We start from the raw sequence: 16,495 nt of genomic DNA on the forward strand, positions 1-16,495 counted from the left end.
CACAATGCAAATAGCACTGAGATAAGGGTTGCTTAACAACGCCTTATCTTAGTGCTAAGAATTCTTCCATTTGAGCCATTTCTAATTTCATTCCTAATCGATAGAAACTATCTTTTGCTTTAATACCCCATTCCTGCGATCGCTCAAGATTTCCTTTTGCAAGTTCAAATCTGGCATAGCAACGCTCAAAAAAGGCAATCCTTTGGCGATCGTGATTGCGTTCGGCGGCAATAAAGCCAGTCATTAACAATTTTTCAGCTTTTGTGAAATCGCCTTCGATGATCGAAATATCGGCTAACCATCCCCTTGTGTAATTAGTGTAGCGTTGCCATTGAATCTCTAAGGCTAAATCTAAAGCAGTTTCATAGATTTCCTTTGCTTTGTCATAGTTTTGCTCTTGATAGAAGATATCGGCTTTAGTGCATAGTCCATAAATCTGAAAGCGAGTGCGATCGGGATCTTCAAGTTCTAAAGTGAGGCGATCGCAGGTTTCACTCCATTGACGAGCAGTTGTGTAATCCCCTTTGCGAATATTTAGAATTGCTAGATTATCGGCTATCTCACAGCGTGTAAACATCGTGCCATAGTCATTGCTGAGTTGCCATCCATAGGACAAATGATGTTCGGCATAGTCAAGTTGTCCCATCATAAGCATAATCCATCCACTCATCGCTCTTAGCTGGACAACCGTGAGCCAGTCTTCGCGCCGTTCGCCTGATTCGACTACCCAGCCTAAAATTGCCATGCCACGATCCCAGTGACCATACAAATAGAGGTAATAAGCAAGACTAATACCAATATCGCGTCCATCGGTATAGCGATCGCGAATCGCGCACCAATCGAGAACAGAGGCAAGATTTTCCCATTCTGCTTCTAGATAGTCATAGTGTGAATGCCAATCTCCCCAATCCTTGCCGCCATACTTTTTCGAGAATTCCAAATGCCAACTAATCCAGCGATCTCGCATTTCTACTTCTCTTTCGTTTTGCTTTGCTAATTCTTGTAAAACATATTCACGGGTAAGGGATGACATTTCATAACGCTCTCCTTCTTGAAAAATCAAAGATAGTCTTTGCAATTTTGCCAAACTCTCATTCGCAATGACATCATTTGCTTCTAATCCTGCTACAGCAATTAGCGCCTCGCGTCTGGGGCTTTGGTGGAATAGGGAGATCGCTAGTAATAATTGATAGGCTGGTCTTTGGGAAATCCCCTGTATCAATGATTCAAAGCAGAATTTACCAATATCTTGAAATAAGGGAGTTGTTCTTTCAATTAAATTCGTGAGGGAAAATCCATTAGCAAGTTGTCCAATTGCATAAATTAGGGCTATAGGAACACCACTAAAACGCTGATATAACTGCAATATTTCTTCATCATTAAGATTAACGCCTTTATCAGTTGCCTGTTGACGAATTAATTGCAAACTATCGATTTCTGCTAAAGCATCTAGACGGAGTGATGCATAAATAACGCGCTGTTCACGACTAGTGATAATTGCTTTGGTTGTATTTGGTAAATCATCAAGAAAGCTAATAATTTTATCTTTGTCTTCGATAGTCTCTAGGTTATCGATTATCAAGAGTGTAGTCTGTGCAGATAAGGCTTCTTTAACTTTTTGAAACTGTTCTATGGGATCAATAGCTTGGGTAATGGCGGGGGCATCAAGGGTAGTAGCGATCGCTTGAAAGATATCGAGCAAACTAACCTGACGTTTGAGCTTCGCTGTAATTCCTGTGGGTAACAGATTGCTCTCTTTTGCAGATACAAAAATAATCGCCTCAAATTGCGGCGGTAAAACTTCTAAATCTGGAGTACTCAGTAACTTGAAATCACCTCTATTTTCGCGTAAATACCGATATTCTAAACATAAATAAGCGGCTTGCAGTACAAGGGCTGTTTTGCCAACGCCACCCATGCCACTGACGGTAATAATTGGCGATCTATAGTCTAGAGACATGACGCGCAGCAGTTGCTCAAGTTCGCTTTTGCGTCCTAAAAATTCATTGGTTTGGTGCGGTAGTCGCTGTTTGGGGAGACAAAGTAAAGCAGTGCGATCTAGGCGATCAATTTTGGTTGTTGATTTAGTTGAGGTATTTAGGCGATCGCTTTTCCGAGAAGGCTTTTGAGTTAGGTTGGATGCTTTACTACTCTCTGCAATATCTCGCCAATTTTCAATTCCGACAGCTTGGCAAATCCTGATAAAGGAGTCCTCTCCAATATCCTCGCCTGCCAGAAAGCGCTTAAGTCCAGAAACAGAGACAGTGGCTGCCTGACACCAACGTGTATCTTGTCGGTTCCACTTTTTTCTGAGTCTCGCCTCATGGATTTTTTCTAAGCCTTGAACTGACGCTTTTAAGGACATAGCGGATTTACTTATCAGAAATTAGTTTTTTTGCGATCGGCGCGGTGACTTGGTTGGCTGAATTTGTTTTTCAGAAATTTTTTGTAATTTTTGAACTTGTTTTAGGGTAAGCCCTGTAACTTTGGCAATTACCTCTACAGCAATATCAGAACGCAGCATATTGATCACAATCTGGTTGGTTGCTTCAGCCTTGCTTTCGTTTTTGACTTTGGCTAAACCCTGAGCTAAACCTTCAAGCAGTATTTTTTGATGAATTACTGACTCTTTCATGATTTCTCTACTGAGTAATCTTTGCACGATTTCCTTGTTTAAGGCTAACCCAGAAATAATCGATGTAGCCGCATCGACATCACTTTTTACTTGCAAGTTCTGATGGTTCGAGTTTGGTTAACTCTATGGGTTTACTAAAAAGATACGTCGCGAAGTCTTTAGAGAAGTTTTCGACTAAGAATTTTCATGTATTGTCGTACATCTATAGAGCTAACTCTTGGATAAGAATGGGATAAAAGACCTCTCAATTGATGTCACCAGAAATTATTTAAATTTCATTATTGATCGAATAGAATTATTTTATTTTTACCTGACTAGTAAATTTAATATAACCAGATAAGACTTTTTGAAATACACGAATATTTTAAAATAGAGATTCTCTTAATTATTTTTTCGAGATCAATTAATAATAGTTAAAATAAGACATAATTTTAGCTCAAGATATATTTAACTGAGCTAATTTGAGCTAAAAAATGAAATAAAACGAGCCATTTTTTAAATGTTTTTCAGTTATTTTTCTAGTGATTGCGATGTATTTATGATTGAATGTAAGGGAGTAAATTTATGCTAATTGAAAAGATCGAAAGTAAAAAGTTCTATCGATTTTCTAGGATTTCACTATGCGTAATCACTTTTACTGCTTTGTCTGCTCCGAGTTTTCTAAATCTTGATTCTCAACAACTAGAAGCTCGACCTTGCAAAAAAACATGGTTTGGTAGATTGGGATGTGCGCTCGATCCGACAAACCCTGAAAGAAATGGAGGTATAGTTCAACCATATGTTGTAAAACCAGTTCAAAAAGCGGTAAAAAGGTATGCTGCACGTGTAACATGTGGAACAGCTGGAGCCGTGACTGGTGCAGCTTTAGCGTCTTCAGGATTTGGTACTGGATTGACTGTTGTAGGCGGTACACTTGTTAGTGAGGGATGTTATAAAGTCTGGGAACAGTAATATTTCTTTTTGTTCCCTAAACTGGGAGTGTGGAACTATCTCTAAAATTGTTATCTGCACTCCTCTATTGTTTTAAATTTGATAGATCGTTTTGCTTAGGCTCGTTCATTCTAGATAATTCCTCAAGGTGATTTATGAAGGTCAAAATATTAGGTAGCATTTTAACAGCTTCGGCTTTGTTCTTTGCATCTCCTGCGCTTAGAACTGATTTTGCTTTTGCCAGAGATCCTAATAAACAAAATATATTTCGACTTTCAACTTCTGAGGATATTCGTAATACACAAAATGAGCTAAGAAATGGGAAAGGACCTGTAGTCATTCTTGTAAGTGGTTTTGGTGGATGTAGGAATGGTATATTTGATAGTGGTTTAGAGAATTGTATTGCCCGTAGTCTATTTCAAAAGTTTAGAGAAAACGGTATTGCTGTTTACGATGCAGAGTGGAGTTCTGTAGATGCTACACAGAATTTTGGATCGGACAAGAAATTTCGAGAACAGATGCGAACGATAATATTGCCAAGTATTCCAGATAACAGACCAATTATTCTAATTGGTCATAGTTTTGGTGGAGACTCAGTTTTAAAAGCTGCCCAAGATGCTAATGTTATAGGTAAGAGAATTGCACTTTTGGCAGTTTTAGATGGAGTGGCAGGTGGCAATATAAGAACTAGAGAAGCAGTACCAGCAAATGTAGACTATTTCTATAATCGTTGGACAACTGAAGGTACACAAGTTGTACGCTTACTGATGAATGTTCCTGTAGATGCAAAGGCTTCTGGGAAAATAGACCTCTGTTCGGCAAGAGACTGTAGAAACCAACATCAACAATCAGTCCGAAGAGATGAAAATGGGAATGTGAGGACAAATCTTGGTGGTTTAAACAAAGAGTCTCTCTATCATGGTGTTGGAATTTTTGGTAATGCAGCCATTCACGATGATGCTTATATTCAAGCAAGCTTATTTGAGCTTACCAATTCTATTAAACTAGCAGTCGATCCTCCTAGTAGAAGTGATGTTGCTGGATTATTTAGGAGTGTCAACAACTGGGTTTCTCAGACTAGTTCTCCTCAATTTGTTGGTGGCTTTCCTAACTTTCAGCAAGCAGCAGGAAATATGCGAGGCATAGTTAGCATCAATGCCAAGGGCGCAGTATGGAGAGACATTTTAGGGCGTGAGCTAGGAGATATTAGCTCAGATGCAAAAAAAATTGCCGCAGTTGATGAGTGGGCAAGAGCTAATGGCTATGCGGGTGGCTTACCCAACTTTAATCATGCGCGTAACAATAATGGCGAGAATGTGCATGGAGCCATTCTCTTCAAGTCAGGTTTGGTAGAACGCAGAGTAATAGACAGAGCAGCAGATCTCAAAAATAAGTACGAGGATTTGGAAGCTTTGTTTCGCTCCGTTGACAACTATGCTGGTAGCCAAGGATTTGCTGCTGGTTATCCCTCCATGCGATGGACAGGACGAGGAGATAAAATCGAAGTTGTATTGATCAAAAATACTGGCATTGAGAAACAGGATGTTGCCTTTTCAAATCTGGTAAATCCACCACAGACTCCCTATATTACAATTACTCCAGAGAATAACGGCTATTTTCAATGGATGTTTCGGAATGTCAATACTTGGGTAGATGTTAATCACAAAAACTATTTTGTTGGTGGATTTCCTAATTTTCAAGCTCGTGACTATTTACGCGGCACATTAAGCATTGGTCGTAATGCGGGGGGCTTTAAAGACATTCCAATTCAAGAGCTAGGTGATATTAGTTCTCCTCATAAGCTTATTGCAGCAGTTGACCTATGGGCAAGACAACGCGGGTTTGCTGGGGGCTTACCGACATTTTACCAAGCAAGATACAACGGTGTAGAGGTGCGTGGGGCAATTCTCATAAATCCAAACTCGGCAGAACGGAGGCTAGTTTCTCAAAATGAGCTTAATAACTTTGAAGATCTTGAGGGACTTTTTCGGGCGGCTGACGAATATGCAAACAAAAATGGTTTTCGCGCTGGCTACCCTTCGTTACGAAAGGTGGGTAATCAAGGCACGATTGAAGTAGTACTAATGAGAAAAGATGCAGTTGCATGGAATGATGTTTCATTGAATGACCTTAAGAGTCATACATCTAACGTAGTCTATCGCATCCCACAGCTTGGAGATCCTGGTTATATTGCAACCTCAACAGGTGGCACTGATGGCGTAATAGGAATTCGCCGTGAGATTTCTCCTGTTCTTTCACCCGATATAAATGGCAAATCTCCAATTCAACTAACTCTTGGTTTACAAAGGAAAGTTACTCATTATGGACAAGAGTCTTGGCAAAGAATTCCAGAAAACACTCAAATTTATATTGGAGAAACTATTCGATATGTTGTGACTGCTAGCAACTTTAGTAATCATCCAGTCGAAAATTTAGTAGTATTCCAAGAAATTCCTAAAAACTCGTTATATTTTTTAAATTCAGCTACCTTACCAAGATTTGTTGAAGGAGCAAAGTTATATTTCAGTATTGATGGAGGGAAAACATACAGTGAACAGCCTATGATTCAAGTAAAACTGGAAAATGGTGAGATTTTTACCCAACCTGCACCAGCAGATAGATACACTAACATCAAATGGGATTTCGGATCCAGATTACCCGCAGGAACATCTAGTAGTGTAACTTATCAAGTCTTGATGAGAGATGTACAGAAAACCGAAGCACCACACAATTAACGAAACTTCGGATTTTTAGATTGGCTTTTTTTGTATATTATTAAATCGTAAGTCCCTATGTCCGTAGTTTTACTTTTTATAATAATTAAATAGTAGAAAAAGTTGCTATAAATTTAAGAAAATTGCTGATATGTTGATAGACAATAATGAGGCAGCCGAACAACTTACCATCAAAACATCTATTAACGAACAGCAGGTAATTGATCTGGTTAATAGCGCATCTAAAAGAATCAATGCCCGAATTAGTTCTAAAGGTCTAGATATCTCTCTTGTTTTAAAATCATAGAGCGCTCGCAGATCGCTAGAAACACCTAAACTATAATCAAGGGACAGCCAAACCAATCTATCCATAACAGATGCCTCAAATTACCATTGATTTACCTGAAAACTTAGTTGAATCTGTTGAACGACAGGGAACAGCTACAGCGTGAAATTTATCGGATATTTTAGCCGACACGCTTTAAACTAATCAGATAAAACGTAAATATGGGTAACCTCACAATTATTAGCGAAACAGGCTTTCCCCATGCTGCTTGCTTATTTGAGTATGCAGAAGTCAAAACTTGGTGCGGATTTAAGCCGAAGATCCCCAAGTTTCCAGCATTTTGGGGTTATGTTGATCGCTCTGATCGTGCAATATATACTAAGAAATCAATCCGCTTTGAAATTCCTGATCAAACCTTACAAGAAGCGATCGCTATCCTAGAAGAGAAATATACTAATCGCTGGTTTTCAATTTGGTGGGGAATTAATTGTATTGACTTTGCGATCGAGGCGGCTAAATTATGTAAACTCCAAGTCCCTATTCAAAAGAAACTGTTTCCTTGTGATTTAATTCATGACCTAAAGCAATTAAACTTTTAGTTAAAGAATACAAGTACAGAGCTTGATCGTACAACAGAAGCTTGATTCCCGTATAATTCAACAAAGGCGCTGCATAGCAGCGTCTTTGTTGTTATTAATAAAAATTCATGACAGAGCTTTGCGCGATCGCCCTAGGTAGTAACCTGAGCAGTGAAATTGGTGACTCTCAAAAAATTGTCCAAGCAGCGATCGCCCAACTCGCTACCCATCCTGAAATAGAAGTGGTTAGGGTTTCCCGTTGGTATCGGACTAAGGCGATCACTTTGCCCAATACTGCGCCGCAGCCAGACTACATCAATGGCTGTGCTGTTTTAAGAACTACGCTTAATCCGTTTCAGTTATTGCAAGCGCTATTTTATACAGAGCAGTTTTTTGGGCGCGAACGTCGTGAACGTTGGGGGGCAAGAACTCTCGATCTAGATTTACTACTCTATGGCGATCTCCAAATCGATACACCCGAATTAGTATTACCGCATCCCAGAATGAGCGATCGCGCCTTTGTTTTGTTACCCCTAGCCGAAATTGCTGCCGATTGGATTCATCCCGTACAAGGTTTAGCCATCTCTGAGCTATCTCAAAATCCCCCCGACTTAGATTTGAGCTATCCGATTGCGCTTGACGCTAAGGAAATTGTCTTAATCTGAGATTGAGTGTATCTCTTGCATTAGGTGACAGACCTAACAAATTAAAAAACTAATTTAAACAATGACAAAGCGATCGCTGATGTTTTGGGGTTATGTGGACATCCAATTAATCAACCTAGTTTTGATGCGTTTCAATCGCCACAACTAATGCGGGTCTGAGCTTTCCTGTCGTTAAGTCAGCTTGAGGAAATCGAACTAGAACAATATCTCCCGATTTCATGATTTATAGATTTCCTTAGCGTCTTCCAAGAAATACTCGATTTCATCATCTTCACTAAAAAATTGGATAAGCGAAAACTCCTGCCATTGACCACTTTCCCAATCACTATATTCTGAGATTTCTTGTTTATTGGTTAATATTTGAGTAAATTTAGCGATTTGTTCGATGATGTGATCTGGCAAGCTATCAATTTGTTGATGGAGTTGTGCGCGAGTATTTACTGGCATGGATTAAGTACCTCATCAATTTTCGGGAACAAGCAAAACAAAATATTGCTAAATAATTCGCTGAAGCAATCGAGCGCAATGCGCCCGTTTGCTTAAATTCTAGGAACTATGTCCAAACCGAATTGCGTATACGTCTTGTTCTTTGTCGGTGTAGATTTCGACATCGGACTTGGGGTGTGATACGCATAGAAGGATATAGCCCTTAGCATCTAGCTCTTCACCCATGCCACCGATGCCCATGCCTTGGCTCTGATCGACTTGCCCCTTCACAATTTGAGCAGCACAAGTGGTACATACACCCGCATAGCAAGAGCATGGCAAATCTACACCCGCAGCGATCGCAGCATCAAGAATGGATTGGTCTTCGGGGACAGCAACAGTAAAGGTTTGTCCGTGATGATGAAGTGTGGCTGTAAAAGTCTGAGTCATTTTTTATAGGTTTTAGTGCGTAAAGAGAATGATACGATGTTCAATTGGCTTAATTTTATCTCCTCCTATGCAACCCCGCCACATCGCCCGCGAACTCGCACTGTTTAGTATCAATCAATTACCTAGCCAACCCCAAAAGCTAGAAACAAAAACCTTAGATGACATTGTGACAGCAGTTGTGCGATCGCTGCATGATGAAACCAAAGAACTATTGCAAACTGCCAGCGCTGAGTTACAACGAGGTCAGGAACGTGTATCTGCTAGCGAAACCCGTACAGGTGACATTCGCCAAGATATCCAAGCCGTTGAAGGCATGGTGCGTGAAGCGATCGAGCTGACTAAAAACGCAATTAACAATATTGGTGCAGCTTTAGAATTTCCTGTAACCCTAGTATTGTCACAACGCGCCGAAGTGCGTAACTATACGATTGATATTCTGAAGACTGTAAATAGTAAGCGATCGCAAATTGATGAAACGATCAGCAGTGCTTTAGTTAATTGGCAAATTGACCGATTAGCTCAGGTGGACAAAGACATTTTGCGAATTGCGACTGCGGAAATGATGTTTATGAGTGTGGCTAGTAAAGTAGCGATCGATGAAGCTATTGAACTGGCTAAGCGTTATAGCAGTGAAGATGGTTATCGGTTTATTAATGGTGTTTTACGTCGCATTGACGATCAACTAAAACAAACCCGTAAATCTTAACCGAATATTTTGCATAACAAAAAGGCGACGCAATGCGTCGCCTTTTTGTTATAAAAGAAAAAAGCGGCGCATCGCGCCGCTTTTTTCTTTTATAACAAGAGAGTCTAACTAGAATAACTATTTCGATTCAGTAAAATCAGCATCGATTACATCGTCGTCGCCACTAGCGGCATCCTTAGTTCCATCTTCAGGAGCAGCGCCAGTTGGAGCTTCCGCACCACCTTGCTGATAGACCGATGAGCTAAGAGCATACAAAGCTTGCTTCAACTCCTCAGTTTGGCTAGAGATGGCTTCATGATCATCCTTGGCAATGGATTCACGGAGATCTTTAACCAAGCCTTCGATCTTAGTCTTGTCAGCGTCAGGAACCTTGTCACCGAGATCCTTGAGTTGTTTCTCAGCTTGGTATGCGAGAGAGTCAGCTTGGTTTTTCGCTTCAATGCGATCGCGCTTTTCTTTATCAGCCGATGCATTGCGCTCAGCTTCATTAACCATGCGCTCAACTTCATCCTTAGGCAAGGTTGAAGCACCAGAGATCGAGATGGTTTGAACTTTACCAGTTCCCTTGTCCTTAGCAGTTACCGATAGCAAACCGTTAGCATCAATGTCAAAGATAACTTCGATTTGAGGTACGCCACGAGGAGCAGGAGGAATTCCATCGAGACGGAAGGTTCCCAAGCTCTTGTTGTCGTTGGACATTTCGCGTTCACCTTGGAGAACATGAATTTCCACATTGCTTTGTCCATCAACCGCAGTCGAGAAGACTTCTGATTTCTTAGTAGGAACGGTGGTGTTTCTGGGAATAATCTTGGTCATGACTCCACCCAAGGTTTCAACACCGAGAGATAGAGGAGTTACGTCAAGTAACAAGATGTCTTTGACTTCACCAGCCAATACACCCGCTTGAACTGCTGCACCGATCGCAACTACTTCATCAGGGTTAACGCTTTGGTTAGGGTCTTTGCCAAGAATCTTCTTAACGACTTCTTGCACCGCAGGAATACGGGTAGAACCACCAACGAGAACTACTTCATCAATTTTGGATTTGTCGATTTTGGCATCACGGATGGCTTGCTCGACGGGAACACGGCAGCGATCGATTAGATCAGAGCAGAGTTCTTCAAACTTGGCACGAGTCAAGGTGGTATCTAAGTGCTTAGGTCCATCTTGAGTGGCGGTGATGAAGGGGAGGTTGATTTCAGTTTGAGTTACGCTCGAAAGTTCAATCTTCGCTTTTTCCGCAGCTTCAGTCAAACGTTGCAATGCTTGCTTATCTTTGCGAAGGTCAATGCCTTCGGCAGACTGGAACTGATTCGCAAGGAAATCGACGATCTTTTTATCGAAGTCGTCACCGCCGAGGTGGGTATCACCACTGGTGGACATTACTTCAAATACACCATCGCCAACTTCGAGGATCGATACGTCAAATGTACCGCCACCAAGGTCAAATACGAGGATGGTTTCGTTGGTCTTGCTATCAAGTCCGTAAGCTAGAGCCGCAGCCGTAGGCTCGTTGATGATGCGGAGCACTTCAACGCCTGCAATCTTGCCAGCATCCTTGGTAGCTTGACGTTGGGAATCATTGAAATATGCAGGAACCGTGATAACCGCTTGAGTGACGGTTTCACCTAAATATTTGCTAGCGTCGTCAACTAACTTACGCAGTACTTGTGCCGAAATTTCTTCGGGTGCAAATTGTTTACTAGCTGCAGGTGCATCAATTTTGACGTTTTCGCCTACCTTCAAAACTTTATATGCAACTTGCTTTGATTCGCCACTAACTTCGTCATAACGTCTGCCGATAAAACGCTTTACTGAATAAAAAGTGTTGTCGGTGTTCATCACAGCTTGACGCTTAGCAATTTGTCCAACTAAGCGATCGCCATTTTTGGCATATGCAACAACTGAGGGTGTGGTACGGAAGCCTTCGGCGTTTGCAATCACCGTTGGCTTGCCACCTTCCATGACGGCGACGACTGAGTTTGTCGTACCTAAGTCGATTCCAACTACTTTAGCCATAAGGCTTCTAACTCCTAAGTTTTGTTAATCTTTAATCTCATACAAGATTAACTACTTTTCCTGATTAGCACATCAGGGGGACTCTACCTAATCTGGTAGGGTTTCCCGTACAAATGCCAAAAAGTAAAGTAAAGGCGGCACTTCTGACCACCTTTGCTTTTTGGCACATACGACGTGATTTCGCGATCAGAGAACAGCAAAGTTGGCGGGATCTTGATCGCGACGATGACGGATAGGAATGGGTGGACTTTGCCGATCACCTGCTAAAGCCGCAGTTTTCTCAAGTGATTCTCTGAGACGCTTTGCTGCATAAATCGACATGTCACGAGGTACGCTAATGCGATCGCGCAAATACCTTAAAGCAATATCAGAATTAGGTGGTGGCGCACAATCTTCACCAGTCATCATATTGGTTAAAGCACAACGTAGAGCTTCATCAAATAATTTATTGTCCTCAGGATTGACTTTAATGATATTGGTTCGATGTTTGATCACTCTTTGCAATGCTTCTTGACGAGAGTTATCAGGCTCTGCATAGGTTACGTCAGGCAGCCCAAACCAAGAGCCATGATCCACTCGCTCCTTATTGATGAGCATCTGTGGTTCCCCATTTTCATAGCAACCTCCCATTTGTGGTGGTAGGTCATGGGCATGGGTATGGAAGTCACTCTGCGTACCGCGATAGGTTGAACGACTTTCCATAGCATCAAACCAAGCGGACATGCGTGGATTGGCTTCGCGCAGAGAATAGCCTTTGTAATAGTAGAGACTAGCATTCATCCGCTCGACATAGGGCGTAAAAATCACATCCGCAGTACCAAAATCTTCAAGAAAATAGGGGCTAGGGGTACTACCTAAAACCGCTTCTACTTTTTGCATAACTTCGATAAACTGTTGACGGTGGCGCTGCTCTTGGGCGGCAGAACTGACAGGACGACAGAGCCATTCACACCAAGCTCGAAATAGAGTTCTTTCTAATCGTCTAATGGGAATTACTTGAGCATCAAGCATACTGTGTCTGAGAGAGCCAAACACCTTCTCTAAAGCAATCAAGATATCATCGCTTTCAGTAATGATTTTTCCATCTAAGGCGATCGCAGGTAACATTCCCGAAGGCACAATCTGTTTGTACCACCTTTCCTTTTCGCCGTAGCAAAACATGGTTACTTTTTCGATGCGGTAGGGAATCTGTTTTTCCTCTAACCACAGCCAAATCTTTTGACAGTAAGGACACCATGCATGATTGTCACGATATAGTGTCACCCGTACATCGGCTTCGGTATGTCCAAATAGGCGTAACCTTGCTTGTGAGTTAGTAGAACCATTGACAGTATCTATGTGGAAATCTGTGAGGGATTCTAATTCTGTCCAGTTTAGCGGAGCAATAGTCATAGAAACAGGCGTGATGATTGGGCAGGGTTTTAATCCATCATAGTGCCATAAATTGCGATCGCGACACTCACAGTGCTTTGCGCCAAAAATTCACACTATAAAACTAAGCCCAATCAGATTAAATTGAAGCAGTTGCTCATAGACGAGAAATTACCAAAGTAGGATTGTAGAATTTTGGCGATCGCAATCTTGTAATTGGGACGATAGCGGATGCCATAGAGCATCAGTTTTTCGTGCATGGCAAGGGCATTGGCGAGGTTTTCAATTCTTCAAATTTTTCGCCCCTTGTCATTTCTAGCAGTGCCTTTGCTTCGTAGAGGTTGTTGATGACGGGTGTGGCGCTCATGCCTAAGACGCAGAGTTCAGGATTTTGGCGGGAGTATAGTAGGGGGTTAAGGTTTTTTTGCGGCGTTTACTTTCTTTGTTGGGATTGGGATCGCTTTGTTTGACGTTTTGGATTTCATCGATGACGACAAAATCGATCTTAAAAAAGCAGGTATGTCATTATAATAGAGATATTTACGAAGAATTCACAATTAAAGCTTTTTCAGTATAAAAATGTACCTCTAGAACAAGATAATATGCTAATTGAATTTAATGTCGAAAACTATAGGTCTTTTAGAGATGAAGCGAACTTTAGTATGGTCGCAGCAAAAATCGTTTCAAAAGATAAGAAGTTAGATCAGGAAAATATTATCCAAGTAGACTCAAAGTTAAGTCTATTAAAGAGTGCGGTTATTTACGGAGCAAATGCCAGTGGCAAGAGTAATCTCCATGCTGCTCTACGTTTTATGCGTTGGTTTGTACTTAATTCCTCAAAAGAATCTCAAGAGGGGGAGTTAATAGCTATTGAACCATTTAGACTCAGCACGGAAACAGAACAACAATCATCTGTTTTTGAAATAATTTTCATTCTCAATAAGAGAAAATATCGATATGGATTTGAGGTTACTACCCAAGAAGTTATATCTGAATGGCTATTTGACGTTCCAAGCACTAGGGAACGAAAACTTTTTATTCGTGAAAACAATCAAATTGATGTAAAAAAATCATTTAGTGAAGGTATAGGACTCGAAATAAGAACTAGAGCTAACGCTCTTTTCTTATCTGTTGTTTCGCAATGGAATGGAAAAACAGCAAAAGAGATATTACATTGGTTCAACACTTTGTCAATAGCGGAACCAAATGCTAATGATGGTCGTAACAGGAGATATACTATTAAATGTTTTGAGGATGGTTTGTATAAACCTGAAATTATTGAATTTATAAAAAAATTGGACTTAGGAATAAGTGGTATTGAAATAGAACCAGATTTTTCTATGGTTCCGCAAGTTCTTCAAGATAGGCTTACTGAGGAGTCATTAAAAGTTTTGGGTAGAAAATCAGTAAAAACACTTCATTGGAAATATAGTCAAGACGGAGGTAAATCGCCTGTATTTTTTGATCTTGATGCCAATGAATCAGAAGGTACTAGGAGATTATTTGCCCTAGCTGGTCTATTAATAGATACGTTAAAGCAAGGAAAAATTCTATTTATCGATGAATTTGATTCTAGTATCCATCCTCTCATCACTTGTGCAGTTATTAATCTTTTTAATTCAAAAGATACTAATCCTAAAAATGCTCAAATTATTTTTATTACGCATGACACTAATCTTCTAAGTCATAAAATTTTTCGCAGAGATCAAGTCTGGTTTGCAGAGAAAGATGAACAAGGTTCCACTCACCTTTATTCCCTCGCTGAATATAAAATACCTACTGAAGAAGACTCAAAAGAAGACACTTTCAAGAAAGTAAGAAATGATGCTTCATTTGAAGATAATTACATACATGGTAAATATGGTGCTATTCCATTTATCGGTAATTTGCAAAGTTTATTAGGTAATTCAAATGGCTAAACGATCACGTACTGAGGTAAGAGATCAGAGTTATTCAGAGAGAACCATTAACACGCGAGGTGTTTTGCCGTCATTTCTGATTATTTGTGAAGGGAAAAAGACTGAGCCTAACTACTTCAGGGCTTTTCGCATTCCAGATTTATCTGTGGAAGAATTGGATGTGATTGGATTAGGCGATAATACATTGAGCTTAGTAGAGAGAGCGAAACAAGAAAAAGGTGATAGGAAGTATGATTACGTGTGGTGTGTTTTTGATCGAGATTCATTTCCCGCAGGAAGATTTAATGCTGCCATAACTTCTGCTTACGATAATGGGATGCACATAGCATACTCAAATGAAGCATTTGAATTATGGTACTTACTACACTTTCATTTTTATAACACTGGGATATCACGAGACTCCTATAAATCAAAGCTAACCAAGCTACTCAAGCATAAATATGAGAAAAACAGTACAACAATTTATGAAGAGATTAAAAGTAGACAGCCTAATGCTATTAAAAATGCTACGAACTTGATTAGTCAGTACGATCCACATAGACCCGAAAAAGACAATCCTTCAACAACTGTACATTTTTTAGTTCAGTGTCTAAACGCTTTAATAGAATGCATTCAAAAAGGAAGGAAATCTGAAGATATTGAACTTCTTCATAAATGTTTGAATGAATACCACTCACAAGCAAGAAAAAATTGCGGGATATTTGATTAAGTGATTTTTTAAAGGGTTCAACGAGGGAGAGCGCCGTTTTGTTTGGAGTTTTGGGGGAAAGACGCTCGGGTTTTGGGGGTGTTGTTGGGGCGATCGCTGTTTAATGTGGGAAATAGGCGATCAGGTTTTGTGGGTGATGAAGGTGCGATCGCTGTTTGATGTGGGGAATAGGAGATCGGGTTTATGCGTTACGAGAGGCGATCGCTGTTTGGTTTGAGGGAATAGGCGATCGGGTTTGTGGCTGGTGAGGGGCGATCGCTGTTTGATTGGGAAATAGGCGATCGGGTTTTGTGGGAGATGATGAGGGCGATCGCTGTTTGGTTTTGAGGGAATAGGCGATCGGGTTTTATGGGTAGTGAGGTGCGATCGCTGTTTGATTTGAGGGAATAGGCGATCGGTTTTGTGGGTGATGATTAGGGTGCGATCGCTGTTTGATGTGGGGAATAGGCGATCAGCTTTATCCCAAATGTTAAAATTAAATTGGCACTATCAATTAAAAACACATGACTGAACAAATTACGATTCAAGACATTTATGCACTATTCCGCGAAAGCAAACAGCAACGCCAAGAATATCAGCGTATCGCCGAACAAGAAATGGCAGATCTTCGTAAAATTGTTGCCCAAACCAACAAACAAATAGGAGGATTAACTAGTCGATGGGGAGAATTTGTAGAGAACTTAATTAAACCTGCCGCCGCAAAATTATTTAGAGAACAAGGCATAGACGTACACCACACTGCCTTACGAGTTGATGCACAAGATGAAAAAGGTTCCATTGAAATCGATATTCTTGTAGAAAACACTAATGAAGTCGTAGCGATCGAAGTGAAATCTCATTTAGAAGTTCGAGATATAAAGCGTTTTTTGCAAACATTAGAACGATTTAAAGAAGCGTTTCCCAAATATCAAAACTACAAACTCTATGGAGCCGTTGCTGGAATAAAAATAGATGAAAGATCCGATCTCTTTGCAACACAGGAAGGACTATTTGTAATCGCCCCCGCAGGAGATTCAGTCATTATTGCCAACAGTCAAATTCTTGAACCAAGAATTTGGTAGTTCAATTACTTTTATTAACCAGCGAT

16 protein-coding genes are annotated in these 16,495 nt (G+C 40.6%); 9 read left to right on the top strand and 7 right to left on the bottom strand.

The window, feature by feature from the left end:
- Positions 1-43: 43 nt before the first annotated feature.
- Together ABM313_RS00870 and ABM313_RS00875 are read right to left on the bottom strand one after the other, a co-directional pair.
- Positions 44-2,365, bottom strand: a complete 2,322-nt coding sequence (locus ABM313_RS00870) for an NB-ARC domain-containing protein (RefSeq protein WP_434685822.1) — start codon at positions 2,363-2,365, stop codon at positions 44-46.
- A 21-nt stretch (positions 2,366-2,386) separates the two neighbouring features.
- Positions 2,387-2,731, bottom strand: coding sequence for a hypothetical protein (locus ABM313_RS00875; RefSeq protein ID WP_434685823.1), 345 nt, complete (start codon positions 2,729-2,731; stop codon positions 2,387-2,389).
- 468 nt (positions 2,732-3,199) lie between these two features.
- Here ABM313_RS00875 and ABM313_RS00880 point away from each other — a divergent pair, with 468 nt between their 5' ends.
- The 5 genes from ABM313_RS00880 to folK all read left to right on the top strand — a co-directional run bounded on the left by ABM313_RS00880 (position 3,200) and on the right by folK (position 7,808).
- On the top strand, positions 3,200-3,586 hold the full coding sequence (locus ABM313_RS00880) for a hypothetical protein (RefSeq protein ID WP_434685824.1): 387 nt from the start codon (positions 3,200-3,202) through the stop codon (positions 3,584-3,586).
- A gap of 134 nt (positions 3,587-3,720) precedes the next feature.
- A complete protein-coding gene (locus ABM313_RS00885; RefSeq protein WP_434685825.1) occupies positions 3,721-6,300 on the top strand; it encodes a hypothetical protein in 2,580 nt (859 codons plus the stop codon).
- A 130-nt stretch (positions 6,301-6,430) separates the two neighbouring features.
- A complete protein-coding gene (locus tag ABM313_RS00890; RefSeq protein WP_434685826.1) occupies positions 6,431-6,586 on the top strand; it encodes a hypothetical protein in 156 nt (51 codons plus the stop codon).
- Between the two features lie 200 nt (positions 6,587-6,786).
- Complete coding sequence (locus ABM313_RS00895; RefSeq protein WP_434685827.1) at positions 6,787-7,164, top strand: hypothetical protein; 378 nt, start codon at positions 6,787-6,789, stop codon at positions 7,162-7,164.
- 107 nt (positions 7,165-7,271) lie between these two features.
- Positions 7,272-7,808, top strand: coding sequence for a 2-amino-4-hydroxy-6-hydroxymethyldihydropteridine diphosphokinase (folK, locus tag ABM313_RS00900; protein ID WP_434685828.1), 537 nt, complete (start codon positions 7,272-7,274; stop codon positions 7,806-7,808).
- Between the two features lie 216 nt (positions 7,809-8,024).
- On the opposite strand, the gene ABM313_RS00905 is transcribed toward folK, so the two are convergent.
- A complete protein-coding gene (locus tag ABM313_RS00905; protein WP_434685829.1) occupies positions 8,025-8,255 on the bottom strand; it encodes a hypothetical protein in 231 nt (76 codons plus the stop codon).
- A 99-nt stretch (positions 8,256-8,354) separates the two neighbouring features.
- Positions 8,355-8,684, bottom strand: a complete 330-nt coding sequence (locus ABM313_RS00910; protein WP_434685830.1) for a 2Fe-2S iron-sulfur cluster-binding protein — start codon at positions 8,682-8,684, stop codon at positions 8,355-8,357.
- Positions 8,685-8,751: 67 nt separating this feature from the next.
- Here ABM313_RS00910 and nusB point away from each other — a divergent pair, with 67 nt between their 5' ends.
- Positions 8,752-9,390: a transcription antitermination factor NusB gene (gene nusB, locus ABM313_RS00915; protein WP_434685831.1), complete on the top strand. Its 639-nt coding sequence runs from the start codon at positions 8,752-8,754 to the stop codon at positions 9,388-9,390.
- Positions 9,391-9,507: 117 nt separating this feature from the next.
- Here nusB and dnaK read toward each other — a convergent pair whose 3' ends face one another.
- From dnaK to ABM313_RS00930, 3 genes are all read right to left on the bottom strand, one after another.
- Positions 9,508-11,409 carry a molecular chaperone DnaK gene (gene dnaK / locus ABM313_RS00920; protein WP_434685832.1) on the bottom strand — a complete coding sequence of 634 codons (1,902 nt, stop codon included), beginning with the start codon at positions 11,407-11,409 and terminating at the stop codon, positions 9,508-9,510.
- Positions 11,410-11,595: 186 nt separating this feature from the next.
- Positions 11,596-12,801 carry a glutathione S-transferase family protein gene (locus ABM313_RS00925; RefSeq protein WP_434685833.1) on the bottom strand — a complete coding sequence of 402 codons (1,206 nt, stop codon included), beginning with the start codon at positions 12,799-12,801 and terminating at the stop codon, positions 11,596-11,598.
- A gap of 113 nt (positions 12,802-12,914) precedes the next feature.
- Positions 12,915-13,040, bottom strand: a complete 126-nt coding sequence (locus tag ABM313_RS00930) for a hypothetical protein (RefSeq protein WP_434685835.1) — start codon at positions 13,038-13,040, stop codon at positions 12,915-12,917.
- Between the two features lie 342 nt (positions 13,041-13,382).
- Between ABM313_RS00930 and ABM313_RS00935 the strand changes: the two genes are divergently transcribed.
- The 3 genes from ABM313_RS00935 (at position 13,383) to ABM313_RS00945 (ending at position 16,469) form a co-directional block, all read left to right on the top strand.
- Entirely contained in the window at positions 13,383-14,699 is a 1,317-nt protein-coding gene (locus tag ABM313_RS00935) for an AAA family ATPase (protein ID WP_434685836.1), read from the top strand.
- Positions 14,692-15,408 (top strand): RloB family protein, encoded by a 717-nt coding sequence (locus tag ABM313_RS00940; RefSeq protein ID WP_434685837.1) that lies wholly within the window; start codon positions 14,692-14,694, stop codon positions 15,406-15,408. The genes ABM313_RS00935 and ABM313_RS00940 overlap by 8 nt, the downstream gene beginning before the upstream one ends.
- A 503-nt stretch (positions 15,409-15,911) precedes the next feature.
- Positions 15,912-16,469: a DUF3782 domain-containing protein gene (locus ABM313_RS00945; protein WP_434685838.1), complete on the top strand. Its 558-nt coding sequence runs from the start codon at positions 15,912-15,914 to the stop codon at positions 16,467-16,469.
- Positions 16,470-16,495 lie beyond the last annotated feature (26 nt).

Source organism: Pseudanabaena minima str. Chao 2107 (genome assembly GCF_051131155.1).
GTDB lineage: Bacteria > Cyanobacteriota > Cyanobacteriia > Pseudanabaenales > Pseudanabaenaceae > Pseudanabaena > Pseudanabaena minima.